The sequence below is a fragment of the Streptomyces sp. NPDC048290 genome (genome assembly GCF_040652095.1).
In the GTDB taxonomy this organism is placed as follows: Bacteria; Actinomycetota; Actinomycetes; order Streptomycetales; family Streptomycetaceae; genus Streptomyces.
In genome coordinates, this window is the sequence record NZ_JBEZLM010000003.1 from 25,820 (window position 1) to 50,981 (window position 25,162).

General features: G+C 71.8%; 21 protein-coding genes. 12 read left to right on the forward strand and 9 right to left on the reverse strand.

Translation table 11 applies throughout. The features are described from left to right. Positions 1-355: 355 nt before the first annotated feature. The gene (locus AB0D49_RS04955) at positions 356-1,219 is read right to left on the reverse strand and encodes a LysR substrate-binding domain-containing protein (protein ID WP_362750864.1); all 864 of its coding nucleotides are present in this window, start codon (positions 1,217-1,219) and stop codon (positions 356-358) included. 207 nt (positions 1,220-1,426) lie between these two features. Here AB0D49_RS04955 and AB0D49_RS04960 point away from each other — a divergent pair, with 207 nt between their 5' ends. Then, positions 1,427-2,440, forward strand: coding sequence for a bile acid:sodium symporter family protein (locus tag AB0D49_RS04960; RefSeq protein ID WP_362752029.1), 1,014 nt, complete (start codon positions 1,427-1,429; stop codon positions 2,438-2,440). Here AB0D49_RS04960 and AB0D49_RS04965 read toward each other — a convergent pair. Both AB0D49_RS04965 and AB0D49_RS04970 read right to left on the reverse strand, forming a co-directional pair. Continuing rightward, entirely contained in the window at positions 2,376-3,623 is a 1,248-nt protein-coding gene (locus AB0D49_RS04965) for a DUF4185 domain-containing protein (protein WP_362750867.1), read from the reverse strand. The two genes, AB0D49_RS04960 and AB0D49_RS04965, sit on opposite strands and share 65 nt — an antisense overlap. Positions 3,624-3,634: 11 nt before the next feature. After that, complete coding sequence (locus AB0D49_RS04970) at positions 3,635-5,572, reverse strand: sialidase family protein (protein WP_362750870.1); 1,938 nt, start codon at positions 5,570-5,572, stop codon at positions 3,635-3,637. Positions 5,573-5,680: 108 nt separating this feature from the next. Between AB0D49_RS04970 and AB0D49_RS04975 the strand changes: the two genes are divergently transcribed. Further along, positions 5,681-6,148, forward strand: coding sequence for a MarR family winged helix-turn-helix transcriptional regulator (locus AB0D49_RS04975; protein WP_362750872.1), 468 nt, complete (start codon positions 5,681-5,683; stop codon positions 6,146-6,148). A gap of 73 nt (positions 6,149-6,221) precedes the next feature. Here the strand turns inward: AB0D49_RS04975 and fdhD are convergent, their stop codons facing one another. Genes fdhD through AB0D49_RS05005 form a run of 6 tightly spaced genes read right to left on the reverse strand, consistent with a single transcriptional unit; the run spans position 6,222 to position 12,816 of the window. Beyond that, positions 6,222-7,070: a formate dehydrogenase accessory sulfurtransferase FdhD gene (gene fdhD / locus AB0D49_RS04980; protein ID WP_362750875.1), complete on the reverse strand. Its 849-nt coding sequence runs from the start codon at positions 7,068-7,070 to the stop codon at positions 6,222-6,224. A gap of 7 nt (positions 7,071-7,077) precedes the next feature. Then, complete coding sequence (locus AB0D49_RS04985) at positions 7,078-7,938, reverse strand: 2Fe-2S iron-sulfur cluster-binding protein (RefSeq protein WP_362750878.1); 861 nt, start codon at positions 7,936-7,938, stop codon at positions 7,078-7,080. Continuing rightward, the gene (locus AB0D49_RS04990; RefSeq protein WP_362750881.1) at positions 7,935-9,752 is read right to left on the reverse strand and encodes an NADH-ubiquinone oxidoreductase-F iron-sulfur binding region domain-containing protein; all 1,818 of its coding nucleotides are present in this window, start codon (positions 9,750-9,752) and stop codon (positions 7,935-7,937) included. Before AB0D49_RS04990 ends, AB0D49_RS04985 begins: the two co-directional genes overlap by 4 nt. Positions 9,753-9,758: 6 nt before the next feature. After that, the gene (locus tag AB0D49_RS04995; RefSeq protein WP_362750884.1) at positions 9,759-11,702 is read right to left on the reverse strand and encodes a molybdopterin-dependent oxidoreductase; all 1,944 of its coding nucleotides are present in this window, start codon (positions 11,700-11,702) and stop codon (positions 9,759-9,761) included. Continuing rightward, the gene (locus tag AB0D49_RS05000) at positions 11,699-11,848 is read right to left on the reverse strand and encodes a hypothetical protein (RefSeq protein WP_362750887.1); all 150 of its coding nucleotides are present in this window, start codon (positions 11,846-11,848) and stop codon (positions 11,699-11,701) included. The genes AB0D49_RS04995 and AB0D49_RS05000 overlap by 4 nt, the downstream gene beginning before the upstream one ends. Then, positions 11,845-12,816, reverse strand: coding sequence for a 2-dehydropantoate 2-reductase (locus AB0D49_RS05005; protein ID WP_362750890.1), 972 nt, complete (start codon positions 12,814-12,816; stop codon positions 11,845-11,847). The genes AB0D49_RS05000 and AB0D49_RS05005 overlap by 4 nt, the downstream gene beginning before the upstream one ends. 310 nt (positions 12,817-13,126) lie before the next feature. On the opposite strand from AB0D49_RS05005, the gene AB0D49_RS05010 reads away from it, so the two are divergent. The 10 genes from AB0D49_RS05010 to AB0D49_RS05055 all read left to right on the forward strand — a co-directional run bounded on the left by AB0D49_RS05010 (position 13,127) and on the right by AB0D49_RS05055 (position 24,956). Beyond that, a complete protein-coding gene (locus AB0D49_RS05010) occupies positions 13,127-14,575 on the forward strand; it encodes an OFA family MFS transporter (RefSeq protein WP_362750892.1) in 1,449 nt (482 codons plus the stop codon). After that, positions 14,544-14,678, forward strand: a complete 135-nt coding sequence (locus AB0D49_RS05015; protein ID WP_362750895.1) for a hypothetical protein — start codon at positions 14,544-14,546, stop codon at positions 14,676-14,678. The genes AB0D49_RS05010 and AB0D49_RS05015 overlap by 32 nt, the downstream gene beginning before the upstream one ends. 195 nt (positions 14,679-14,873) lie before the next feature. After that, positions 14,874-15,827, forward strand: coding sequence for a beta-ketoacyl-ACP synthase III (locus tag AB0D49_RS05020; protein ID WP_362750898.1), 954 nt, complete (start codon positions 14,874-14,876; stop codon positions 15,825-15,827). Positions 15,828-16,039: 212 nt separating this feature from the next. Further along, the gene (locus AB0D49_RS05025; RefSeq protein WP_362752032.1) at positions 16,040-16,717 is read left to right on the forward strand and encodes a GntR family transcriptional regulator; all 678 of its coding nucleotides are present in this window, start codon (positions 16,040-16,042) and stop codon (positions 16,715-16,717) included. A gap of 330 nt (positions 16,718-17,047) precedes the next feature. After that, positions 17,048-18,229, forward strand: a complete 1,182-nt coding sequence (locus tag AB0D49_RS05030) for an ROK family transcriptional regulator (protein ID WP_362750900.1) — start codon at positions 17,048-17,050, stop codon at positions 18,227-18,229. 295 nt (positions 18,230-18,524) lie between these two features. Further along, positions 18,525-20,042, forward strand: coding sequence for a sugar ABC transporter ATP-binding protein (locus AB0D49_RS05035; protein WP_362750903.1), 1,518 nt, complete (start codon positions 18,525-18,527; stop codon positions 20,040-20,042). Next, complete coding sequence (locus AB0D49_RS05040; RefSeq protein WP_362750906.1) at positions 20,039-21,058, forward strand: ABC transporter permease; 1,020 nt, start codon at positions 20,039-20,041, stop codon at positions 21,056-21,058. Before AB0D49_RS05035 ends, AB0D49_RS05040 begins: the two co-directional genes overlap by 4 nt. 17 nt (positions 21,059-21,075) lie before the next feature. Then, positions 21,076-22,119, forward strand: coding sequence for a substrate-binding domain-containing protein (locus tag AB0D49_RS05045; RefSeq protein ID WP_362750909.1), 1,044 nt, complete (start codon positions 21,076-21,078; stop codon positions 22,117-22,119). 514 nt (positions 22,120-22,633) lie between these two features. Continuing rightward, positions 22,634-23,944: a Gfo/Idh/MocA family oxidoreductase gene (locus AB0D49_RS05050; protein ID WP_362750912.1), complete on the forward strand. Its 1,311-nt coding sequence runs from the start codon at positions 22,634-22,636 to the stop codon at positions 23,942-23,944. Between the two features lie 13 nt (positions 23,945-23,957). Beyond that, positions 23,958-24,956: a sugar phosphate isomerase/epimerase family protein gene (locus AB0D49_RS05055; RefSeq protein WP_362750915.1), complete on the forward strand. Its 999-nt coding sequence runs from the start codon at positions 23,958-23,960 to the stop codon at positions 24,954-24,956. Positions 24,957-25,162: the final 206 nt, after the last annotated feature.

Below are 25,162 nucleotides of genomic sequence, written 5' to 3' on the forward strand. Positions count from 1 at the left end.
TCCCCGGCTTCTCGGTGCTGCTTCCCGGCTTCTCGGCGCCGCTGCCTGGCTTCCCGGCGCTGCTGTCTGGCTTCCGGGCGCTGCTCCCCGGCTTCTCGGTGCTGCTTCCCGGCTTCTCGGCGCCGCTGCCTGGCTTCCCGGCGCTGCTGTCTGGCTTCCGGGCGCTGCTCCCCGGCTTCTTGGCGCCGCTGCCTGGCTCCCCGGCGCCGCTGCCTGGCTTCCCGGCGCTGCCCCCGGCTTCTCGGCGCTGCTCCCGGGCTTCCGGGCGCCGCGCCCTGGCTTCCCGGCGCTGCTTCCCGGCTTCTTGGCGCCGCTGCCTGGCTCCCCCGCACCGCCCCCGGCTTCCCGGTGCCGTTCAGCGGCCGTGCAGGCCCGCGCCCGCTGCCAGGATCGCTGCCGCCAGGGCGTCCGCCGGGCCCGCCGAGGCCGGGCGGCGGCGGCCGTGCACCACCACGAAGTCCACCGGGCCCAGCTCCGGCAGCCCGGCCCGGTCCGGCACCCGGACCAGCCCCGGCGGGACGAAGCCGCGGGAGTGGGCCATCACCCCGAGACCCGCGCGGGCCGCCGCGATCAGCCCGTTGAGGCTGCCGCTGGTGCAGACGATCCGCCACTCCCGGCCCTGCCGCTCCAGCGCCTCCAGGGCCAGCGCCCGGGTGATGCCGGGCGGCGGATACACGATCAGCGGTACGGCCCGCTCCGGGTCAAGGCGCAGCCGCTCCCCGCCGATCCACACCAGCCGGTCGTGCCAGACCAGCTCGCCCTGGGTGTCGCCGCGGCGCCGCTTGGCGAGCACCAGGTCCAGCTTCCCGGCGGCCAGCATGGCGTGCAGGGTGCCGGACAGCTCGACGGTCAGTTCGAGGTCGACCTCGGGATGGTCGTGCCGGAAGCCCTCCAGTATTTCCGGCAGCCGGGTCAGCACGAAGTCCTCCGACGCGCCGAACCGCAGCCTGCCGCGCACCCGGGTGCCGGTGAAGAACGCGGTCGCCTGCTCGTGCACCTCCAGCAGCCGCCGGGCGAAGCCGAGCATGGCCTCGCCGTCCTCGGTCAGCTCCACCGAGTGGGTGTCCCGGGTGAACAGCGGACGCCCGGCCGCGTCCTCCAGCCGCCGTACATGCTGGCTCACCGTGGACTGGCGCAGCCCGAGCCGCCGCGCGGCCTGCGTGAAGCTCAGCGTCTGGGACACCGCGAGGAAGGTGCGCAACTGGGTCGGGTCGTACATACGCCCGAGGTTATCGCGGAACGTGATGGCAGTGAGTGTGGTGTACGGGATTCCCGATCAAGAAGCGGAGGAGCACAATCGGGCGGGGGCCCACGGCCTCCGCGCCGGACGACCGGCACGACAGCGACAAGCCCGTCGGCGACCGGTACGAGAGCGACCAGCACGACCCTGTGGAGCACCGTGAGACGCCTGCGCCCGCCCGGCTGGATGCCGGTCGACCCCTACATCCTGCTGATGCTGGCCACGGTGGGGTTCGCCGCCCTGCTGCCCGCCCGCGGGGTGGCCGCGAGCACCGTGGAGGGCGCCTCCACCGGCGCCATCGCCCTGCTGTTCTTCCTCTACGGCACCCGGCTGTCCACCCGGGAGGCGGTCGACGGCCTCAAGCACTGGCGGCTCCACCTCACCGTCCTGGTGTGCACCTTCGTGCTGTTCCCGCTGCTCGGGCTGGCCGCCCGGGGCCTGGTCCCGGTGCTGCTGACCGACCCGCTCTACCAGGGCCTGCTGTTCCTCACCCTGGTGCCGTCCACCATCCAGTCCTCCATCGCCTTCACCTCGATCGCCCGCGGCAATGTCCCCGCGGCGATCTGCGCGGGCTCCTTCTCCTCCCTGCTGGGCATCGTGATCACCCCGCTGCTGGCCGCCTCCCTGCTCGGCGGGGACACCGGCGGCTTCGCGGCCGGGTCGGTGCTGGAGATCGTGCTCCAACTGCTGGTGCCGTTCGTCGCCGGACAACTGCTGCGCCGCTGGATCGGCGGCTTCGTCACCCGGCACAAGAAAGCGCTCGGGCTGCTCGACCGGGGCTCCATCCTGCTGGTCGTCTACGCCGCCTTCAGCGAGGGCATGGCGCACGGCATCTGGAGCCGGATCAGCCCCGCCGAACTCGCCGGACTGCTGGTGGTCGAGGCGGTGCTGCTGGCCGTCCTGCTCTCGGTCACCTGGTACGGCGCCAAGGCGCTGCGGTTCGACCGCGAGGACCGCATCGCGATCCAGTTCGCCGGGTCCAAGAAGTCGCTGGCCGCCGGACTGCCCATGGCGAGTGTGCTGTTCGGCCCGCAGGCCGCGCTCGCCGTGGTGCCGCTGATGCTGTTCCACCAGATGCAGCTGATGGTCTGCGCGGTCATCGCCAAGCGCCGCTCACGCGATCCGCTGCCCCCGCTCACCCCGCAGCCGCCAGCCGCAGCGACACGAACCGCGGTCGGTACAGCGACACGTTCCCGCTGAGCTGCGCCGCCGCGCCCGTCTGCTCCAGCCAGTTGACGTCGTAGCTGAGCACCAGTGCCCCGTCCGCGCCGCTGATCTGCGGATGGACCTGCGGGTTGTACGCGCCGACCCCGGGCCGGGGCAGCGGTGGGCGCAGGACCTCGCCGGGTCCGTGCCAGGGCCCGGTGGGGGAGCAGGACCAGTACGAGGTCACCGTCGACAGGCCCGCGGCCCCCGCCGCCATGGTGAACAGCACATACGTGCCGCCCGCGCGCACCACCGAGAACGCGCTGCCCACGCCCTCGGCCCGCTCGTCCCCCAGCACCGGGCGCGGTCCGTCCCGCGCGCTCCAGGCGGAGCCGGTCCAGAACCGCCACGCCGCCGGGTCCGCGAGCCGCCCCTCGGGCACCCGCGCCACATACGCCGAGGACACCGGACGGGCCACCGCCTGTCCGTCGTCGCCGCCGTAGACGTACGTCCAGCCGTCCTCGGTGATCAGGGTGGTGCCGAACAGGACGCGGCGGGACGGGTCCGGCATGAGGCTCTGGTCGAAGACCGTGGTGACCGACTCGACCCGCAGGTCGGGCAGGGTGAGCGTGGCGACCTCGGTGGCGGTGGGCACCCCGTAGATCCAGGGCGGTGGTCCGGCCGAGCGGACCCAGAGCAGGACCCGGACGACCTGTTCGGCGGAGCCGGGCGCGCGGGGTTCGACCCGGGCGGCGACCGGCCAGCGCCAGCGGTCCGGGGCCGGGTCGGGGAAGAGCGGGGCGGGCAGGGTGGCGGCCAGTTGTCCGCCGTCCATCACCACCGCCGAGTTGCGGACCATCGGCGCGGCCGAGTCCCGCCAGGTGTGCGACTCGCCGGCCGGGTTGGGCGGGCCGTACACCCGGCCGAGGAAGGTGTCGGAGAACAGCCACAGCAGCCGTCCGTCGGGCAGCCGCACCGAGTGGGTGCCGTCGCCGCCCGTCCAGTCGTCGATACGGGCCGGGTCGTCGCCGTAGCGGGCGAACTCGCCGGTGAGCCGGTCGTCGTGGGACCAGTCGGCGACCGTACGGGGGACGCACGCCCCGGTGTCGGGGCGCGGTCCGCCGCCGTCGGGCCGGGCGGTGAGCAGGACGGCGGCGAGCACCAGGGCCAGCAGCGCCACCCCGGCCAGGGTGCCGGTACGCCGTCGTGCTCGTCGTCGGGTGTCGTCGTCGGGCACGCTCCGGGACGTTAGCCGCCCGCGGTGATCCGGTCCATGGGCAGATGCAGCACGGGCGTGGCGTACGGCGCCACCCCGGTCAGCCGCAGCGCGGTCAGCTCCCCGTCGGAGAGCGCCTTCCCGTACACCCGGACGTCGTCCAGGGCGCCGGTGAAGTAGGCGCGGCTGTCCATGCGCTGGCCGATGTGCACCCCGAACGGCGAGTTGCGGCTGACCGAGCCGGTGATGTCGGTGGTGCTGACCCGGGTGCCGTCCAGGAACAGGGCGAGTTCGCCGCCGCCGCGGCGCAGCGCGAGATGGTGCCAGACGCCGTCGTTGTGGGCGCCCGTGGTGTTCAGGGACGCGGAGTGCCAGGCGGTGGCGCCGGTCCGGGTGGTGATCATGCCGCGCACCCGGCCGCTGTCCGGTTCGCCGCGCAGCCACACCTGCGGCTGGCTGACGCCGGTGCCGCCCATCCACAGCATGGGCTGCTCACCGCTGGTCGCCGTGTAGCGGAACCACAGGGAGGCGGTGAAGTCCTTGGTGCCGAGCGGGAGCCGGGCGTCGTAGGGCAGCCGTACCGCGTCGTCCACCCCGTCGAAGGCGAGCGCGTTGCCGCTGACGCCGGGGGTGGTGGCGGCGCCGCCGAGGACCGCGGCGGGCGGCGCGGCGGGGGCGAGGTCGGCGGTGACCGGGTCGGGGCCGCGGCGCGGGGCGAGCCAGTCCTCGGTGAAGCGGGCGAAGCGGATCTCGTCCCGGGCGTCCACCGCGCCGCCCTCGTAGAGCAGGCCGACCGTGGACGAGCCGAGGTCGGCCATGTCCGAGTAGCCGGCCCAGTCGCGGCTGACGACGGTGCCCCGGTCGACGCTGTCCCAGGTGCGTCCGCCGTCGTAGGAGGAGCGGACCATCATCGTGCGGCGGCGGTCCGGGTCGGCCGGGGCGGAGAGCAGCATCCGGTCGCCGAGCCGCAGCAGGGCGCCCTGCACCTGCGGCGCGTACAGGTCGGGGACCTGCTGGAACGGCGTGTCGAAGCTGGTGCCGCCGTCGCTGCTGACCGCCTGGCTGCGGTGGCCGAGGTCGGTGCCGTCCTGCTCCCGGGCGCTGACCAGCAGACTGCCGTCGCCCTGCTCCTCCACGGTGACCTCGGAGGGCTTCTGGCGGAACGAGCCGTCGGCGGCGATCGGCCAGGAGTCGGTGGCGCCGACCCGCCAGGTGGCGCCCCCGTCGTCGCTGACGACCAGACCGACGTCGTTGGCGGTGACCCGGGAGCCGTCCCAGGTCTCGGCGTTCACCCCGAACACCAGCCGTCCGGCGTGCGGCCCGCGCGCGATCTGCACCCCGTGCACCGGGCCGGTGGCGTACCAGGAGTTCCAGTGCGCGGGCCGGATCTGGGCGCTCAGGTCGCGCGGCGCTGACCAGGTGCGCCCGTCGTCGTCGCTGTACTGGAGGTAGGGCGTGCGCGGACAGGGGATCTCGCAGCTGGCGCTGTCGGTGCGGCCCGGGTTGCGGGTCTGGACCAGCAGGACGCGCCCGGTCTTCCGGTCCACCAGCGGGGACGGGTTGCCGTGGGTGTCGCCGCCGCCCTCGCTGACCACCTGGAGCGGGCCCCAGGTCCGGCCACCGTCCGTGGAGCGCTTGACGACGATGTCGATGTCCGTGGCGTCGCCGCAGTTCAGGACCCGGGCCTCGGCGAACGCCAGCAGGGTGCCCTGGGTGGAGCGGACGATCGCCGGGATGCGGAAGCAGGCGTAGCCGGGGTCCTGGGCGGCCTTGAACAGCACGCTCTGCTCGAACCCGGTCGCGGTCGCGGGCCCGGACGGGACGGACCGGGAGGGGGCGGGGCCGGTGGGGCCCGACTCGGACGCCGTGCCCGGCGCCGGGGTCAGGGCCGCCAGCAGCGCGGCGGCGGCCGTGACGAGGACGGTTCTCAGAGGTGTCGGTCGCAGAGGTGCGTGAGGGCCACGGGGCATGGACACCGTCCTCCGTAGTCGTTGGGATTCCCACCAAGATCGTGGGAGGTTCCAATGATTAACACACAATCATAGGGAAGTCCAACAACTTCAGGTTAGTCTGAGGCCATGGCCGATGCATCCGCGCCCGCGATCCGCTCCCTGCCCAGCTGGCTGCTGGGCCGGGCCGCCGCGCGCGGCCGGGCGCTGGTCGCCGAGGCCCTCGCCGCCGAGGGTATGCGCACCTGGCACCATCTGGTGCTCTCCGCCGTGCGCGACCTGGGCCCGGTCGCCCAGGCGGACGTGGGCCGGGGCGTCGGCCTCGACCCCAAGGACGTCGTCGGGATACTCAACGAACTCCAGTCCGCGGGTCTCGTCGTCCGCGAGCCCGACCCCCGCGACCGCCGTAAGAACGCCGTGTCGCTCACCGACAAGGGCGATCTGCTGCTGAGCCGCTGCGAGCGGCTCGCCCGCGACGCCAACGAGGTGCTGCTCGCCCCGCTGAGCCCCGCCGAGCGCGCCCAGTTCGTGGACCTGCTCGGCCGCGTCGCCGACACCGGCCGACCTGGGCCCGCGTCCGACCTCCGGCGGGACTGAGGCGGGGCCCCTGCGGCGCAGGGGGCGCTCCCCGCCGGTCGGGGCCCCGCCGCCGTGTCGCGGTGGACCGGCCTCAGCCCCGGGCGGCCGTGGCCCCCAGGGCGATCCGCTCCTCACCCGCGTACACGTTCATGGAACTGCCCCGCAGGAATCCCACCAGTGTCAGCCCGGTCTCCGCCGCCAGGTCCACCGCGAGGGACGACGGCGCCGACACCGCCGCCAGCACCGGTATCCCGGCCATCACCGCCTTCTGCGCCAGCTCGAAGGAGGCCCGCCCCGACACCAGCAGCACCGCCCGGGACAGCGGCAGCTGCCCGCTCTGCACGGCCCGCCCGACCAGCTTGTCGACCGCGTTGTGCCGCCCCACGTCCTCCCGGACGTCCAGCAGCTCGCCCGCCTCGCTGAACAGCGCCGCCGCGTGCAGGCCCCCGGTCCGGTCGAAGACCCGCTGGGCCGCCCGCAGCCGGTCGGGGAGGCTCGCGAGCAGTCCGGGCTCGACCCGGACCGGGGGAGTGTCGGAGATCGGCCACCGCGCGGTGGTCCGTACGGCGTCCAGGCTGGCCTTGCCGCACAGCCCGCAGGACGAGGTGGTGTAGACGTTCCGCTCCAGCGTGATGTCCGGGATCACCACCTCGGGCGCGGTCCGCACATCCACCACGTTGTAGGTGTTGGAACCGTCGGCCGTGGCGCCCGCGCAGTAGACGATGTTCTGGAGGTCCGCCTTGTGCGCGAGGACGCCCTCGCTGACCAGGAACCCGGCGGCCAGCGCGAAGTCGTCGCCGGGCGTGCGCATGGTGATGGCCAGCGGCTTGCCGTTGAGGCGGATCTCCAGTGGTTCCTCGGCGACCAGCGTGTCCGGGCGGGACGAGACGGCCCCGTCCCGGATGCGGAGTACCTTGCGTCGTTCCGTGACTCGTCCCATGGTCTGATCAGTCCCGGTTCTGTACGTGCTGGTAGCCGAAGCGGCCCTTGATGCAGAGATTGCCGTGGGTCACCGGATTGTCGTGCGGCGAAGTGACTTTCACGATCTCATTGTCCTGCACATGGAGGGTGAGGTTGCAGCCCACTCCGCAGTACGCGCACACCGTGGTCGTCTCCGACTGCCGTTCCTCGTCCCAGGTCCCGGCCGCCCGCATGTCGAACTCCGACTTGAAGGACAGCGCCCCCGTCGGACACACCTCGATGCAGTTGCCGCAGTACACACACGCCGAGTCGGTCAGCGGAGCGTCGTGCTCCACCGCGATCCGGGCGCCGAAACCCCGGCCCGCGACCGAGATCGCGAAGGTGTTCTGCCACTGGTCCCCGCAGGCGTCGACGCACTTGTAGCACAGGATGCATTTGTCGTAATCCCGGATATAAAGGTCGTTGTCGACCCGGGGGTCCTCGCCGAGGCGGGCCGCGTCCGGGCCGAACCGGTCCGGCTCCGCCCCGTACTCCTTGATCCAGCCGGCCACCTCGGGCGTGGTCGACAGATCCACCGACGACGCCAGCAGCTCGATCACCACCTTGCGGCTGTGCCGGGCCCGTTCGGTGCCGGTGCGGACCTCCATCCCCGGCTCCGCCTTCCGTGAGCACGCCGGGACCAGCGTCCGCGCGCCCTCCACCTCCACCACACACACCCGGCAGGCGTTCTTCGGGGTGAGCGTGTCACCGTGGCACAGCGTCGGCACGTCCGTACCGGCCGCCCGGCAGGCGTCCAGGATCGTCGCCCCCTCCGGCACCCGCACCGGCTCCCCGTCCAGGGTGAACTCCAGCAGCCTGCGCGGAATCCCCAGCTCGGTCATGGTCATTCGTACGCCCCCAGACGGTCGATGGCGGATTCCACGGCGTTCCACGCGGTCTGGCCCAGACCGCAGATCGAGGCGTCCCGCATCGCGCGGCCCACCTCGCGCAGCAGCGCGATGTCCCCGGCGGCCTCCGCGCCGGTCCGCGCCACGATCCGGTGCAGCGCCTCCTCCTGGCGGACCGTCCCCACCCGGCACGGCACACACTGTCCGCACGACTCGTCCCGGAAGAACTCCGCGATCCGCAGCAGCAGCCGGGGCAGCGGCACCGACCCGTCGAAGGCCATCACCACCCCCGAACCGAGCGTCGTCCCGGCCTCCCGGGTGCCCTCGAAGGTCAGCGGGATGTCCGTCTCGTCCGGCCGCACGAACCCGCCCGCCGCACCGCCCAGCAGCACCGCACGCAGCCCGTCCCGCACCCCGGCCAGCGTCAGCAGCTCGCCCAGCGTCGCCCCGAACGGCAGCTCGTAGATCCCCGGCCGGTCCACACCGCCCGACACACAGAACAGCTTGGGCCCGGTGGAGCGGGCGGTCCCGATCGCCGCGTACGCGGGGGCGCCCATGGTCAGGATCGGCAGGACGTTGACCAGCGTCTCGACGTTGTTCTCCACCGTCGGCTTGCCGAACAGGCCCTTCTCCACCGGGAACGGCGGCTTGGAGCGCGGCTCGCCCCGGTAGCCCTCGATGGAGTTGAACAGCGCGGTCTCCTCACCGCAGATGTACGCGCCCGCGCCCCGCCGGATCTCGATGTCGAAGCCATAGCCCTGCCCCAGGACGTCACCGCCCAGCAGCCCGCGCGCCCGGCACTGCCCGATCGCGTGCTCCATCCGGGCCAGCGCCCGCGGATACTCCCCGCGCAGATACAGATAGCCCCGGTGGGCGCCGGTCGCGTACCCGGCGATCGTCATCGCCTCGATCAGCGCGTACGGATCGCCCTCCATGATCACCCGGTCCTTGAAGGTGCCGGGCTCCGATTCGTCGGCGTTGCACACCACATAGTGCGGATGGTCCGGCTGGGACGCGGTGGCCTGCCACTTGCGGCCGGTCGGGAACGCCGCGCCGCCGCGCCCCACCAGCCCCGAGTCGGTCACCTCCCGGATCACCCCGGCTGGACCCAGCCGGAACGCCTCCCGCAGCGCCCGGTACCCGCCGTGCGCCCGGTACTCGTCCAGCGACGCCGGGTCCACCACCCCCACCCGGCGCAGCAGCACCAGCTCCGGCGCACCCGCCTGCGGCACCGCCAGCGCCGCGGGCGGCTCCTCGGGCGCCGAGTCCGGCGCCGTCGCGGCGAGTACGGCCGTCTCCACGGTGGCCGGGGCGGAGACGGCCGTACGGACCGGATCGCCCGCGCGGATCGCGAGCGCGGCCGGGGCGCGTTCGCACAGCCCCAGACAGGGGCTGCGCTCCAGATGGACGCCGGGTCCGAGCCGGGACTCGATCCCCGCGCACAGCTCCGGCGCTCCGGCCGCCGCGCACGCCAGGTCCGTGCAGACATGCAGCACGGTCGCCGGACGCGGCTGCACCGAGAACATGGCGTAGAAGGTGGCGACCCCGTACGCCTCCGCCGGGGGCACGGTCAGGCGGCGGCACAGATAGTCCAGGGCGCCGTCGCTGATCCAGCCGACCCGGTCGTTGAGCGCGTGCAGCCCCGGCAACAGCAGATCGCGGCGGTCCCGGGCCTCCCGCCCGCCGCGCGCCCACCGCAGATCGGCATCGGAGCGGTCGGCGCCCTCCCAGGAGGACTCCGGCGGACCGAGCAGGGCGTCGACCGCCGCCCGCTCGTCGTCCGTCGGCTTGCTGTCACCGAAGTGCAGATCCACGGAATGTCACCTCACGATGGTCGCGACGGGGAGCTTCTCGATCCGGATCGCCGACGCCTTGAACTCCGCCGTCCCCGCGATCGGGCAGTTGGCCTCGATCGTCAGCTGATTGGTGTCCACCTCGTCGGGAAAGTGCATGGTCATGAACGCCAGACCCGGCCGCAGCGCCGGGTCCACCCAGACCGGCGCGACCACCGCGCCGCGCCGTGAGGACACCTGGACCTCCTCGCCCACCACGACCCCGTACCGCTCGGCGTCCTCCGGGCACAGCTCGATGTACTCGCCGCGCCGCAGCGGTGAGGCGAAACCGCCGCTCTGCACCCCGGTGTTGTAGGAGTCGAGGCGCCGCCCGGTGGTCAGCCGGATCGGGAAGTCCTCGTCGGTGAGATCGACCGGCGGATCGTGCAGCACCAGCCCGAAGGGCGCCCGCAGCCCCCGCTTGGCCGGGTCCTCGGCCCACAGCCTGCCGTGCAGATAGCTCGGCTCGATCCGGTCCGTGGACGGACAGGGCCACTGGATGCCCTGCTGCTCGGCCAGCCGCGCGTACGTCATCCCGTAGTGGTCCGGGGACACCGAGCGCAGCTCGTTCCAGACCGCCTCCGCGTCCGCGTACTTCCAGTCGTGGCCCAGCCGGGACGCCAGGTCGCACAGGATGTCGATGTCCTCACGGGCCTCACCGGGCGGGGTGACCGCCCGCCGTACCCGCTGCACCCGGCGCTCGCTGTTGGTGGTGGTGCCGTCGGTCTCCGCCCACCCGGCGGTCGCGGGCAGCACCACATCGGCGAGCTGGGCGGTCTTGGTGAGGAAGATGTCCTGGACCACCAGGAAGTCCAGCATCCCGAGCCGGCGCACGGCCTGTTCGCTGTCCGCCTCCGACTGCGCCGGGTTCTCGCCGATGCAGTAGACCGCCCGCAGCGAGCCCTCCTCCATCGCCTCGAACATCTCGGTGAGGTTCAGCCCGTAGTGCGGCTGGATCACCGTGTCCCAGGCGCTCTCGAACTTCAGCCGGGTGTCCGGGTCCAGGATGTCCTGGAAGCCGGGCAGCCGGTTGGGGATCGCCCCCATGTCCCCGCCGCCCTGCACGTTGTTCTGCCCGCGCAGCGGCTGGAGCCCCGAGCCGAACCGGCCCACATGCCCGGTCAGCAGCGACAGATTGATCAGCGCCCGTACGTTGTCGGTGCCGTTGTGGTGCTCGGTGATGCCCAGCGTCCAGCACAACTGGGCCCGCTCGGCGCGGGCGTAGGCGTGCGCCAGCTCCCGGATCGCCGGGGCGGGCACCCCGGTGACCTTCTCCGCCAGCGACAGCGTCCAGGGCTCGACCAGCGCCCGGTACTCCTCGAAGCCGCTGGTCGCCCGTGCGATGAACGCCTCGTTGGCCAGGCCCGCGTGGATGATCTCCCGCCCGATCGCGTGCGCCAGCGGGATGTCCGTCCCGACGTTCAGCCCGAGCCAGCTCTCCGCCCACTCGGCGGTGGAGGTGCGGCGCGGATCGACCGCGTACATCCGGGCGCCGTTCCTGATCCCCCGCAGCACATGCTGGAAGAAGATCGGATGCGCGAAACGGGCGTTGGACCCCCACATCAGGATGACGTCCGTGTGCTCGATCTCCTCGTACGAGGAGGTCCCGCCGCCGGAGCCGAACGCCGCCGAGAGCCCGGCCACGCTCGGGGCGTGGCAGGTCCGGTTGCAGGAGTCGACGTTGTTGGTGCCCATCACCACCCGGGTGAACTTCTGCGCCACGTAGTTCATCTCGTTGGTGGCGCGGGCGCAGGAGAACATCCCGAAGGCGCCCCGGTTGCGGTCGATGCCTTGCGCGGCGCGCTCCAGCGCCTCCTCCCAGGTGGCCCGCCGGAACGGCTGGTCGCGGGCGTCGCGGACGAGGGGGTGGGTGAGCCGGGTGTAGGTCGTGGGCGTCCGGCCCTTGCGGGAGCCGGGCTGCGCTTTCCTCATACGGCGCTCCTCAGGTCGCTCGTGCGGCGGTCCTCGGCGGTTCGCTCAGGTGGTTCGCTCATGCGGCGCTCGCTCTTCAGCGGGTCGCTCATGCGGCGGTCCTTACGCGGGTCGCTCACGCGGCGCTCCTCACGTGGTTCGCTCATGCGGCGCTCCTCAGCGCGAGCAGGTCCGAGATGGCGTGCACGGTCCGCAGGGTGGGCACCGGCACACCGGTGATCTCCGCCAGCTCCACGACGGCCGCGAGCAGCACGTCCAGTTCCAGCGGCTTGCCGCGCTCCAGGTCCTGGAGTGTGGAGGTGCGGTGGTCGCCGACCTTCTCCGCGCCCGCGAGCCGCCGCTCGATGGACACCCCGACCTCGCAGCCGAGGGCCTCGGCGACCGAGAGCGTCTCGGTCATCATGATCTCGATGACCTTGCGGGTGCCGCCGTGCAGACACATCTGCCGCATGGTGGCCCGCGCCAGCGCGCTGATCGGGTTGAACGAGATGTTGCCGAGCAGCTTGAGCCAGATGTCGTTGCGCAGATCCGGCTCGACCGGGCACTTCAGCCCGCCGGTCCGCATCGCCTCGCCGAACTCCGTGCAGCGCGGCGACACACCGCGGTCCGGCTCGCCGATGGAGAACCGGGTGCCTTCGAGATGGCGGACGACACCGGGGCCTTCGAGTTCGGTGGCCGCGTACACCACACAGCCGATGGCCCGCTCCGGGGCGAGTACGGCACTGACCGCGCCACCGGGGTCGACGCTCTCGACGCGCCGGCCGTCGTGGGGTCCGCCGTGGCCGTGGAAGTACCACCACGGGATGCCGTTCTGGGCGGCGATCACCGCCGTCCGGTCGTGCAGCAGGGGTTCGATCAGCGGCCCGCACGCCGCGTACGAGTGGGCCTTCAGGCCGAGGAAGACGAAGTCGACCGGGCCGATCTCGGCCGGGTCGTCGGTGGCGTGGGGCCGTGCGACGAAGTCACCGCGCCGGCTGAGCACCCGGACGCCGTGCTGCCTCATGGCCGCGAGATGCGGTCCACGGGCGACGAGATGGACGTCGGCGCCCGCGCGGTGGAGCGCGGCACCCACATAGGCGCCGATCGCACCGGCGCCGAGAACTGCGACTTTCACGGGACAACTCCGTTCGGTTTGAGGGATACCGCGGAGGTGGTCGAAGGGCGTCGAAGGTGGTCGAAGTGGGTCGAAGGGAGGGAGCTGGGGCTTCTTCGGTGGCGTGCCCCAGGGGCAGCCATGCCGACAGGCATGTCAGGCATGTCGACGGAATATTGTCTACAGTATGGAGGTTGGGTCGACAAGGGTCCGCGCAGCGTGCGTTGGGACGGCGGTCCCGGCGACCGTTCAGCGCCCGGTGCATACCGCTCATCGCATACGGTCGACGCCCGCCTTCTCAACGCCCCGGGGCCTGCCTACGGTCCCGATCATGAGTCCCCCCATCGCTCCCCCCGGCTGGAGCCGCTGGCTCGTTCCCCCCGCAGCACTGTCCGTCCATCTCTCCATCGGCCAGGCATACGCCTGGAGCGTGTTCAAGCCACCGCTCGAATCCGCGCTCGGGCTCACCGGCACCCAGAGCGCGCTCCCCTTCCAACTGGGCATCGTCATGCTGGGCCTGTCCGCCGCGTTCGGCGGCACCCTCGTCGAACGCAGGGGTCCGCGCTGGGCGATGACCGTCGCCCTGGTCTGCTTCTCCTCCGGCTTCCTGCTCTCCGCCCTCGGCGCGGCCACCGAGCAGTACTGGCTGATCGTGTTCGGCTATGGCTTCGTCGGCGGCGTCGGTCTCGGCATCGGCTACATCTCGCCGGTCTCCACCCTGATCAAGTGGTTCCCGGACCGCCCCGGCATGGCCACCGGCATCGCCATCATGGGCTTCGGCGGCGGCGCGCTGATCGCCTCCCCGTGGTCCGCCCAGATGCTGGAGTCCTTCGGCACGGACAGTCACGGCATCGCCCTGGCCTTCCTCGTCCATGGACTGGCCTACGCGGTCTTCATGACACTGGGTGTCGCGCTGGTACGGGTGCCGGCCAGTCGGAGCGGGGCGGTGGAAGGGGGCGCGGCGAGGGAAGGGGCCCCGGCGCCCGAAGGGACCGCCGCGCCTGGGGGGACCCCGGCGACCGATGGGACCCCGGCGGTGGAAGGGGCCGCCCCGCCCGCCCCCACCGGCCCCCAGGTCACCGCCCGCCAGGCCCTGCGCACCCCCCAGTTCTGGTGTCTGTGGGTCGTCCTGTGCATGAACGTGACCGCGGGCATCGGCATCCTGGAGAAGGCCGCCCCCATGATCACCGGCTTCTTCGCCGACACCTCCACCCCGGTCTCGACGGCGGCAGCCGCGGGCTTCGTCGCCCTGCTGTCCGCCGCGAACATGGCCGGACGCATCGGCTGGTCCTCCACCTCCGACCTGATCGGCCGGAAGAACGTCTACCGGCTCTACCTGGGCGCCGGGGCGGTGATGTACGGCCTCATCGCGCTGTACGGCGACTCCTCCAAGCCGCTCTTCGTGCTCTGCGCGCTGGTGATCCTCTCCTTCTACGGTGGCGGCTTCGCCACCGTCCCCGCCTATCTGAAGGACCTGTTCGGCACCCACCAGGTCGGCGCCATCCACGGGCGGCTGCTCACCGCCTGGTCCACCGCCGGGGTGCTCGGACCGCTGATCGTCAACTGGATCGCCGACCGGCAGGAGGCCGCCGGGAAGACCGGCGCCGACCTGTACGGACTGTCGTTCCTCATCATGATCGGCCTGCTGGTGGTCGGCTTCGCCGCCAATGAGCTGGTCCGCCCCGTGCACCCACGGCACCACCACGACCCCGCCGTGTCCGCCGCTCCCCCCGCGAAGGAGGCCGCCCATGCCCAGCGACAGCAGCCAGAGTCCGCCTGACCGCCGCGCGCTGACTGTGTTCGCCTGGCTGTGGGTCGGCGTCCCGCTCGCCTACGGTCTCTATGAGCTGGTACGCAAGGCCAGCCAGCTGTTCTCCGGCTGAGCGCGCGGCCCCCGGCGGCCCCACGGCGGGGACCTGCCGGGGCCACTATGGAAGGACGCGTTCCGGGCCCCTCCGGTGCTGAGGGAAACCGACAACTCGGGCGCGGGTTTCCTGTGGCATCCCGTGCCGCCGTACCCGTGAGTCACTGATCAGACTGGTGGGTCCCGGACCCGGAACCCTAGGGGGCCCACCAGCATGAACGGTTCGCGTATCGCCGCCGTCGGCCACTACCAGCCCGCCCGCGTGCTCACCAACGAGGATCTCGCGGGCCTGGTCGACACCAGTGACGAATGGATTCGCTCCCGGGTCGGCATCCGCACCCGGCACATCGCGGGACCCGACGAGCCGGTGGACGAACTCGCCGCGCACGCCGCCGCCAAGGCGCTCGCCGCGGCCGGGCTCGGCCCCGACGCCATCGATCTGGTGCTGGTCGCGACCTCCACCGCCGTCGACCGCTCGCCCAACATGGCCGCCCGGGTCGCCGCCCGGCTCGGCATCCCGTCGCCCGCCGCGATGGACGTCAACGTGGTCTGCGCGGGCTTCACGCACGCCCTCGCCACCGCCGACCACACCGTGCGCGCCGGGGCCGCCACCCGCGCCCTGGTGATCGGCGCCGACAAGATGTCCGACATCACGGACTGGACCGACCGCACCACCTGCGTCCTGGTCGGCGACGGCGCCGGCGCGGCGGTGGTCGAGGCCATGGACGTACCGGACGGGGCGGTGCCCGGTATCTCGCCGGTGCTGTGGGGCTCCCTCCCGGAGATGGGCCACGCCGTACGGATCGAGGGCACGCCCTCCCGGTTCGCCCAGGAGGGACAGGCCGTCTACCGCTGGGCCACCACCCAGCTCCCGCCGCTCGCCCGCGCCGCCTGCGAACGCGCCGGGCTCACCCCCGCCGACCTGGCCGCCGTCGTCCTGCACCAGGCGAATCTGCGGATCATCGAGCCGCTCGCCGAGAAGATCGGCGCGGTCAACGCGGTCGTCGCCCGCGATGTCACCGTCTCCGGCAACACCTCCGCCGCGAGCATCCCCATGGCCCTGTCCAAGCTGGTCGAGCGGGGCGAGATCAGCTCCGGGGACCCGGTGCTGCTGTTCGGCTTCGGCGGCAACCTCTCCTACGCGGGCCAGGTCGTCCGCTGCCCCTGAGCGGCGGAGGCGGGTGAGGTGACGCGGGGGACGTCAGGGCGACGTCCCGCGCGACAGGCGGCGGAGCCCGGTGTGACGTGCCCAACTCACCGATGTCCTGGTACCGGTGCGCCGTAGACTGTAGACGAAAGACAATCGATACTGACCGATACCGATCGTGCAAGGTCATTACGGTGGTCATGGAGCAGTGCCTGCCGAGGAGGGGGACCGTGATGCTGTCGACCGGACTGCCGCAGGGGGCCGTGCCCAAGCTGGAGCGCCCCGGGCCCCTGCGGGACCGCGTCTATGAGGCGCTGCTCGAACTGATCACCACCCGCGCGCTCCAGCCCGGCCAGCACCTGGTGGAGAGCGAACTCGCCGGGCACCTCGGGGTCTCCCGCCAGCCGGTGCGCGAGGCGCTCCAGCGGCTGAACACCGAGGGGTGGGTCGATCTGCGCCCGGCCCAGGGCGCGTTCGTCCATGAGCCCACCGAGGAGGAGGCCGACCAGCTGCTCACGGTCCGTACGCTGCTGGAGGCCGAGGCCGCCCGGCTCGCCGCCGCCAACGCCACCAGCGCCGGGGTCGCCGCGCTGGAGGAGCTGTGCGCCGAGGGCGAGCGGGCCGTCACCGCCGACGACGTGGACGCTGCGGTGCTGCTCAACGCCCGTTTCCACGCCAAGGTGATGGAGCTGGCGGGCAACACCGTGCTGGCCGAACTCGCCCGCCAGGTGGACCGCCGGGTGCGCTGGTACTACGCGCCGGTCGCCCGGCAGCGCGGCAGTCAGTCCTGGATCGAGCACCGTGAACTCATCGCCGCGATCACCGCCCGTGACGAGCCTCGCGCGACCCAGATCATGCGGGCCCACACGGAGCACACCCGCGAGTCGTACCACGCGCGTCCGCGCGGGTAGGGGCGGCGGGGCGGGGCGGGGGTGCGGTGGGGTGGGGAGGGATGGAGAGGGGTGGCGTGAGCGCCGCCCCTCTTTTCTCTTCTGTCCCGCCTTCTTCTTTTCTGTCCCGCCCGTGTCGTATGCCTCCGGGGTAAGGGGCGAATGATCGGGGCATAGCTGGATCATTCCGGGCGTTCAGCCCTACTCTCGGTCCGTCTTTGTCCTGTCAGTGGAAAAAGTCGACGGCAATCTCTGCGCAAGTTATTCCCAACCCCGGCAGCCACTGCTACGTTCCCCTCGAAAGCCACACGGAGACAGCCGATCAGAGGCGGGGAGGGGCTCGTGAGACGTATGACCGCGCGACCCGCGAACGCCCATCAGGCCCGGCTGCTGAAGCTCTTGCGCGACGGCGGCCCCAACTCCCGTGCCCAGCTCGGCGATCAGATCGACCTCTCCCGGTCGAAGCTGGCGGTCGAGGTGGACCGGTTGCTGGAGACGGGTCTGGTGGTGGCCGACGGACTCGCCGCCTCGCGCGGCGGTCGCCGTTCGCACAACATCCGGCTCAATCCGGGGCTGCGCTTTCTCGGCGTCGACATCGGCGCCACCTCGATAGACGTCGCCGTCACCAACGCCGAACTGGAGATCCTCGGGCACATCAACCAGCCCATGGAGGTCCGCGAAGGACCCGTCGCGGTCTTCGAGCAGGCCCTCGCCATGGCCGCCAAACTCAAGGCGTCCGGACTGGTCGAGGGGTTCGACGGAGCGGGCATCGGTGTACCCGGACCGGTCCGCTTCCCGGAGGGCGTCCCCGTGGCGCCGCCGATCATGCCGGGCTGGGACGGCTTCCCCGTACGGGAGGCGCTCAGCCAGGAACTCGGCTGTCCGGTGATGGTCGACAACGATGTGAACCTGATGGCGATGGGGGAGCAGCACGCGGGCGTCGCCCGCTCCGTGGGCGACTTCCTCTGCGTCAAGATCGGTACCGGTATCGGCTGCGGGATCGTCGTCGGCGGAGAGGTCCACCGCGGGACGACGGGCAGCGCGGGCGACATCGGGCACATCCAGGCCGTGCCCGACGGGCGGCCGTGCGCCTGTGGCAACCGGGGATGCCTGGAGGCCCACTTCAGCGGTGCCGCGCTCGCGCGGGACGCGCTGGAGGCGGTCCAGCAGGGCCGTTCCCCGGAGCTGGCGGCCCGGCTGGAGGCGGCCGGAATGCTCAGCGCGATCGATGTCGCCGCCGCGGCCTCCGCGGGGGACGCCACCGCCCTCGATCTGATCCGTGAGGGCGGCAACCATGTCGGCCAGGTCATCGCCGGTCTGGTCAGCTTCTTCAACCCGGGACTCGTGGTGATCGGCGGGGGAGTGACCGGCCTCGGTCACAATCTGCTGGCCGCGATCCGCACCCAGGTCTACCGTCAGTCGCTGCCTCTGGCGACCGGCAATCTGCCCATCGTGCTCGGTGAACTCGGCCCCACCGCCGGGGTCATCGGCGCGGCCCGGCTGATCAGCGATCACCTTTACTCACCCGCGTAAGTCAGCCCCGTAGGTCACCCCCGTACGTCACCGCCCGTACGTCACCCCCGTACGCGTCCAAGTCGCCCTGTGCGTCACCTCGTCCGCACCTCATCCGTGCCGTCACTCGCAGCGTCGTTCCTGCGGTCACTCGTGTAAGCCGATCGCGTCCGGCGGTGGACCACGCGCCGTCCCATGTCTTTTACGCACCTTGCCCTACCCAGGTATGCCTTGAACTCTTTATCACCATTCACCTCGCCCCATCCTGCCCCGATCTGCCCTGAACCGGCCCGTATGCCCGCCGAGGGGAACCCACATGGCACCAGAACCACCGCTGCTCAGCATGTCCGGCATCACCAAGTCGTTCCCCGGCGTCCGGGCCCTCGACGGCGTCGACCTCGATGTGCAGGCCGGTGAAGTGCACTGTCTGCTCGGCCAGAACGGAGCCGGGAAGTCCACCCTGATCAAGGTGCTGGCCGGTGCCCACCAGCCCGACGGCGGCACCATCCGCTGGCGTGGCGAGGATGTCGTCCTGCGCTCCCCGATCGCCGCCATGCGCCTCGGTATCGCCACCATCTACCAGGAACTCGACCTGGTGGAGCATCTTTCGGTGGCCGAGAACGTCCACCTCGGCCATGAACCCACCACCGGCGGATTCGTCGTCAAGCGCGGCACCGCGCGGGCCTCGACCGCCGCGCTGCTCAAGCGGCTCGGGCATCCGGAGATCGATCCGGCCCGGCTGGTGGGGGAGTTGTCGGCGGCCCAGCAGCAGATCGTGTCGATGGCACGGGCGCTCTCCCACGACGTACGGCTGATCGTGATGGACGAGCCGTCCGCCGCGCTCGACCCGGACGAGGTCGACAACCTCTTTCGGACCGTGGCCGATCTGACCGCCGACGGTGTCGCCGTCGTCTATATCTCGCACCGTCTGGAGGAGATCCGCCGCATCGGCGACCGGGTCACCGTCCTCAAGGACGGCCGCGCGGTGGCCGGCGGACTGCCCGCCGAGTCCACCCCCACCAAGGACGTCGTGGCGCTGATGACCGGGCGCAACGTGGAGTACGTCTTCCCCGAGCGGCCCGCCGTCCCGCAGCAGCGCGATCCGGTGCTCGAAGTGCGCGGGCTGGCCCGGGACGGCGAGTTCGAGCCGTTCGACCTGAGCCTGCGGCCCGGGGAGATCGTGGGGTTCGCCGGACTGGTCGGCTCCGGCCGCTCCGAGATCCTGGAGACCATCTACGGCGCCCGCAAGCCGACGGCCGGTCAGGTCCTGATGGACGGTGTGCCGTTGCGGCCGGGCAGTGTCCGTGCCGCCGTGCGCGCCGGGCTCGGGCTCGCCCCCGAGGAGCGCAAGGCGCAGGGCCTGCTGATGCTGGAGTCCGTCACCAACAATGTGTCGGTCTCCTCCATGTCCCGGTTCGCCCGGCTCGGCTGGATCGACCGGGGCGCCGAACTGAAGGCGGCCCGCGCCGCCGTCCGTGAACTGTCGCTGCGGCCCGACAACCCCGCCGTACCGATCCGCACCCTGTCCGGCGGCAACCAGCAGAAGGCCGTACTGGCGCGCTGGCTGCTGCGCGGCTGCCGGGTGCTGCTGCTCGACGAACCCACCCGCGGGGTGGACGTCGGCGCCCGCGCCGAGCTGTACGCCGTCGTCCGGCGCCTCGCCGACGAGGGCCTCGCCGTTCTGCTGGTCTCCAGCGAGGTGCCCGAGGTGCTCGGCCTCGCCGACCGCGTCCTGGTCCTGCGCGAGGGCCGGGTCGTGCACACCGCGCCCGCCGAAGAGCTGGACGAACACCGCGTACTCGACCTTGTGATGGAAGGAAGCCCGGCGTCATGACGCAGCCCGTCTCCCCGCCGCGGGACAGCACCGACAAGGCGCCGCCGGTGAGCGGACCGCCCGCCTGGCGCGCCTCGCTGTTCCGTGTGGATGTGCGCACCCTGTCGCTGCTCGGTGTGCTCGCCGCGCTGATCGTGATCGGCGGCATCACCAAGCCCGACCAGTTCCTGGACACCCGCAATCTGCAACTCGTCCTCACCCAGGCGTCGATCATCGGGGTCGTGGTCGTCGGGATGACGTTCGTCATCATCTCCGGCGGCATCGATCTCTCCGTCGGCGCGATCGTGGCCCTGGCCTCGGTGTGGGCGACGACGGTGGCGACCCAGGAGTACGGGTTCTTCGGCATCCTGTTCACCGCGGTGATCGTCGGTGTGGGCTGCGGTCTGGTCAACGGGGTGCTGATCGCCTACGGCGCGATGGTGCCGTTCATCGCCACCCTCGCCATGCTGGCCTCGGCCCGTGGGCTCGCCCTCCAGATCACCGACGGCAAGACCCAGATCGTCACCGTGCCCAGCGTCCTGGACCTCGGTGAGCGCGACGCCTACATCCTGGGCATCCCGCCGCTGGTCCTGGTCTTCGCGGCGGTCACCGTCCTCGGCTGGCTGCTGCTCAACCGCACCACCTTCGGCCGCCGTTCGGTCGCCGTCGGCGGCAACGCCGAGGCCGCCCGGCTCGCCGGGATCGACGTCCGCCGCCAGCGGCTGTACCTGTATCTGCTCTCCGGGCTGTGCTGCGGTATCGCGGCCTTCCTGCTGATCATCCTGTCCGGCTCGGGCCAGAACACCAACGGCAACCTCTATGAACTCGACGCCATCGCCGCGGCGATCATCGGCGGCACGCTGCTCAGCGGCGGCCGGGGCACGATCGTCGGCTCGGTGCTCGGTGTCCTGATCTTCACCACGATCACCAACATCTTCGCCCTGAACAACCTGCAGAGCGACGTCCAGCAGATCGCCAAGGGCGCGATCATCGTCGCCGCCGTGCTGGTCCAGCGCCGTACCGCGAGCACGACTTGAGGAAAGGGTTCCCCGCCATGTCACAGCTCACCAGCCGTAGAGGAATGCTCTTCGGGACCGCCGCCGTCGGGGCGGGCGTCCTCCTCTCCGGATGCACCAGCAACGAGTCGTCCGCCGACGACGAGCCGGCCACCAATGAGCAGCCGGCCGCCTCGGACGCCCCCGGCAAGCCGGTCACCATCGGCTTCGCCGGTCCGCAGGCCGACCACGGCTGGCTCAACGCGATCAACGAGAACGCCAAGAGCCGCGCCGGGAAGTACGAGGATGTGACGCTGGAGATCACCGAGGGCTCCAACGACACCGCCGCCCAGATCGGCCAGATCGAGACGCTGATCAACAAGAAGGTCGACGTCCTGGTGATCCTGCCGGCCGACGGCAAGGCGCTCACCCAGGTCGGGCTGAAGGCCATGCGGGCCGGTATCCCGGTGGTCAACCTGGACCGGGTCTTCAACTCGCCGCAGGCGTACCGCTGCTGGATCGGCGGCGACAACTACGGCATGGGCCTGAACGCCGGGCACTACATCGGCGAGCGGCTCAAGGACAAGCAGAACGCCAAGGTCATCGAGCTGGCCGGGGTGGACAGCCTGGAGCTGACCCGGCAGCGCACCCAGGGCTTCGACGACGCCCTGAAGAACTACCCGAACATCGAGAAGGTGGCCCGGCAGGCGGCCGACTTCACGGTGGAGTCGGGGCAGGCCAAGATGGCGCAGATGCTCCAGGCGCAGTCGCAGTTCGACGCGCTGTGGAACCACGACGACGACCAGGGCGTGGGCGCGCTGCGCGCCATCGAGCAGGCCGGCCGGGACGAGTTCCTGATGGTCGGCGGCGCCGGGGCGCTCTCCGCGTTCCAGGCCATCAAGCAGGACAACGGGGTGCTCAAGGCGACGGTCCTGTACCCGCCGACCATGGCCGCCTCCGCCATCGACCTCGCCCGCGCGCTCGGCCAGGGCAAGGGGATCGGCGGTATGGCGGAGTTCGAGATCCCGGCGTCCGTGACCCTCTACTCGGCGGTGGTCGACAAGACCAATGTCGACCAGTACATGCCCACCGGGTTCAAGTAGGGGCACCGAGACCGGGCCCGCCCGCACACGAGGGGTGGGCGGGCCCAGGGTCCGGTGTTCCGGGCGGGCGGTGAGGGGTGCAGGGTGCGGCGGGCAGGCAGGGCGGGGCGGGGCAGGGGTCTGGGAGTTCTCCTGGTCCGGTTCGGTCCGGTCCGGCTCAGTCCGGTTCGGTCCTGTTCGGTTCGGTCTGGTTCGGTCCGTTTCGGGCCGGCCGGGACCCGGAGATTCGGAACCGCGAAATCCGGATCTCCGGGGCCGGGTGGCCGTCGGCGGACCCCGCAGGTCGGACACGTGTCCACGGGCTTTTGGAAACGCTGTTTCCAAAGTGGATTCCGCCCGGCGGACACCCCGCCGGTCACCCCGGCCGACGGAGCCCGGCTCCGACGGCGCCGCCACGGCCGTACGGGAGACGCCACCGGGAGATCCCCGGGCGGTGACTCCGTGGCCGTCGCCCGCCGGAACGGAACACCGGACCCAACCCCCCACCGCGCCACCACGACGAGAGGACTGATCCATGGGACAGCCGCAGCAGCCCGCAGGGGCAGCGGCCGAGACGCCGGGAACGAGTGACGCCGGCGCGCACGGAGCGGACGACGCCCCCGCGGCGGAGTCGGACCGGACCGCCGTCTCCGGTACCGGCACCGCGAGCCCGGCCGGGAGGCCGGCGCTGCGGATCGGCATGGTGGGCTACGCCTTCATGGGCGCCGCCCACTCCCAGGGCTGGCGTACCGTGGGCCGCGTCTTCGACCTGCCCCTGCGCCCCGTGATGTCCGCGATCTGCGGCCGGGACGCACAGGCCGTGCGCGCCGCCGCCGACCGGCACGGCTGGGCCGCCGCCGAGACCGACTGGCGCGCGCTGATCGCCCGCGACGACGTCGACCTCGTCGACATCTGCACCCCCGGCGACTCGCACGCCGAGATCGCCCTCGCCGCGCTGGCCGCGGGCAAGCATGTGCTGTGCGAGAAGCCGCTGGCCAACACCGTGGAGGAGGCCATGGCGATGACCGAGGCCGCCGAAGCCGCGGCGGCCCGGGGCCAACTGGCCATGGTCGGCTTCAACTACCGCCGGGTGCCCGCCACCGCGCTGGCCCGCAAGATGGTCGCCGAGGGCCGGATCGGCACCCTGCGCCATGTCCGGGTCACCTACCTCCAGGACTGGCTGGCCGATCCCGCGGCCCCGCTGACCTGGCGGCTGCGCAAGGACCAGGCGGGCTCCGGCTCGCTCGGCGACCTGGGCGCCCACATCATCGACCTGGCCCAGTATCTGGCGGGGGAGAAGCTGGCCGGGGTCTCCGCGCTCACCGAGACCTTCGTACGGCACCGTCCGCTGCCCGGCGCGGCCAGCGGGCTGTCCGCCACGGCGGCCGACGGCACCGGAGAGGTCACCGTCGACGACGCCGCCCTGTTCACCGCCCGCTTCCCGTCCGGGGCCCTCGCCTCCTTCGAGGCGACCCGGTACGCCACCGGCCGCAAGAACGCCCTGCGGCTGGAGCTGAACGGCGAGCGCGGCTCGCTCTCCTTCGACCTGGAGCGGCTCAACGAGCTGTGGTTCCACGACGCCACCCAGCCCGACGAGCACAACGGCTTCCGCCGCATCCTCGTCACCGAGCCCGGCCATCCATACCTGGAGGCATGGTGGCCGCCGGGCCACGGGCTCGGCTACGAGCACACCTTCGTCCACCAGGCCCGTGACCTCGTGCACGCCATCGCCGAGGGCCGCGGCCCCTCGCCCTCCTTCGCCGACGGGCTCCAGGTCCAGCGGGTCCTGGCCGCCGTCGAGGAGAGCGCCGAGAAGAACTCCGTCTACACCCCGATCGCGGTCTAGGAGGCCACGCCAGATGCCGCGCACCTTCACCCTCTTCACCGGCCAGTGGGCCGACCTCCCTCTTGAGGAGGTCTGCCGGCTCGCCCGTGACTTCGGCTACGACGGACTGGAACTCGCCTGCTGGGGCGACCATTTCGAGGTCGACAAGGCCCTCGCCGACCCCGGCTATGTCAAGGGCCGCCACCAGCTGCTGGAGAAGTACGGCCTGAAGTGCTGGGCCATCTCCAACCATCTGGTCGGCCAGGCGGTCTGCGACGCCATCATCGACGAACGCCACCAGGGCATCCTGCCCGCCCGGATCTGGGGCGACGGCGACGCCGAGGGCGTCCGGCGACGGGCCGCCGCCGAGATCGCCGACACCGCGCGCGCCGCGGCGGCGTTCGGCGTGGACACCGTCATCGGCTTCACCGGCTCCGCGATCTGGCACCTGGTCGCGATGTTCCCGCCCGCCCCCGACACCATGATCGAACGGGGCTACCAGGACTTCGCCGACCGCTGGAACCCGATCCTGGACGTCTTCGACGCCGAGGGCGTGCGCTTCGCCCACGAGGTCCACCCCAGCGAGATCGCCTACGACTACTGGACCACCCAGCGGGCCCTGGAGGCGGTGGACCACCGCCCCGCCTTCGGCCTCAACTTCGACCCCTCACACTTCGTCTGGCAGGACCTCGACCCGGTCGGGTTCCTGTGGGACTTCCGCGAGCGGATCTACCACGTCGACTGCAAGGAGGCCCGTAAACGCCTCGACGGGCGCAATGGACGGCTCGGGTCCCATCTGCCCTGGGGCGATCCGCGCCGCGGCTGGGACTTCGTCTCCGCCGGACACGGCGATGTGCCCTGGGAGGACGTCTTCCGGATGCTCCGCTCGATCGACTACCAGGGTCCGATCTCGGTGGAGTGGGAGGACGCCGGGATGGACCGGCTCCAGGGCGCGCCCGAGGCGCTCACCCGGCTCAAGGCGTTCGACTTCGAACCGCCGACCGCGTCCTTCGACGCCGCGTTCAACAGCTGACCCGCCCTCTGATCCACGGCCCACCCATGGCCGTACCCACCTCCTGACCCGATGACGGGGACGGGGACCGGAGAATCCGCCGGTCCCCTCTCCGACCTGCCCGAATCCCGCTTTGTCCTGTGATGGGAAAAAGTTGGACCGATCCTGACGCAAGGGCTGTTCGGCCCGCACAGAGGCGGTTACCGTCCCTGAAGTGTTCAGGACAC

Excerpts from the sequence above, each read along its gene's own strand:
- AB0D49_RS05000 (WP_362750887.1), bottom strand. The coding sequence starts at position 11,848 with ATGAGCGAACCACGTGAGGAGCGCCGCGTGAGCGACCCGCGTAAGGAC.
- AB0D49_RS05030 (WP_362750900.1), top strand. The coding sequence starts at position 17,048 with ATGACCGCGCGACCCGCGAACGCCCATCAGGCCCGGCTGCTGAAGCTC.
- AB0D49_RS05020 (WP_362750898.1), top strand. The coding sequence starts at position 14,874 with ATGAACGGTTCGCGTATCGCCGCCGTCGGCCACTACCAGCCCGCCCGC.
- AB0D49_RS04970 (WP_362750870.1), bottom strand. The coding sequence starts at position 5,572 with ATGCCCCGTGGCCCTCACGCACCTCTGCGACCGACACCTCTGAGAACC.
- AB0D49_RS04960 (WP_362752029.1), top strand. The coding sequence starts at position 1,427 with ATGCCGGTCGACCCCTACATCCTGCTGATGCTGGCCACGGTGGGGTTC.
- AB0D49_RS04995 (WP_362750884.1), bottom strand. The coding sequence starts at position 11,702 with ATGAGGAAAGCGCAGCCCGGCTCCCGCAAGGGCCGGACGCCCACGACC.
- AB0D49_RS04975 (WP_362750872.1), top strand. The coding sequence starts at position 5,681 with ATGGCCGATGCATCCGCGCCCGCGATCCGCTCCCTGCCCAGCTGGCTG.
- AB0D49_RS05010 (WP_362750892.1), top strand. The coding sequence starts at position 13,127 with ATGAGTCCCCCCATCGCTCCCCCCGGCTGGAGCCGCTGGCTCGTTCCC.
- AB0D49_RS05040 (WP_362750906.1), top strand. The coding sequence starts at position 20,039 with ATGACGCAGCCCGTCTCCCCGCCGCGGGACAGCACCGACAAGGCGCCG.
- fdhD (WP_362750875.1), bottom strand. The coding sequence starts at position 7,070 with ATGGGACGAGTCACGGAACGACGCAAGGTACTCCGCATCCGGGACGGG.
- AB0D49_RS05035 (WP_362750903.1), top strand. The coding sequence starts at position 18,525 with ATGGCACCAGAACCACCGCTGCTCAGCATGTCCGGCATCACCAAGTCG.
- AB0D49_RS04955 (WP_362750864.1), bottom strand. The coding sequence starts at position 1,219 with ATGTACGACCCGACCCAGTTGCGCACCTTCCTCGCGGTGTCCCAGACG.
- AB0D49_RS05045 (WP_362750909.1), top strand. The coding sequence starts at position 21,076 with ATGTCACAGCTCACCAGCCGTAGAGGAATGCTCTTCGGGACCGCCGCC.
- AB0D49_RS05050 (WP_362750912.1), top strand. The coding sequence starts at position 22,634 with ATGGGACAGCCGCAGCAGCCCGCAGGGGCAGCGGCCGAGACGCCGGGA.
- AB0D49_RS05015 (WP_362750895.1), top strand. The coding sequence starts at position 14,544 with ATGCCCAGCGACAGCAGCCAGAGTCCGCCTGACCGCCGCGCGCTGACT.
- AB0D49_RS05055 (WP_362750915.1), top strand. The coding sequence starts at position 23,958 with ATGCCGCGCACCTTCACCCTCTTCACCGGCCAGTGGGCCGACCTCCCT.
- AB0D49_RS04985 (WP_362750878.1), bottom strand. The coding sequence starts at position 7,938 with ATGACCATGACCGAGCTGGGGATTCCGCGCAGGCTGCTGGAGTTCACC.
- AB0D49_RS05025 (WP_362752032.1), top strand. The coding sequence starts at position 16,040 with ATGCTGTCGACCGGACTGCCGCAGGGGGCCGTGCCCAAGCTGGAGCGC.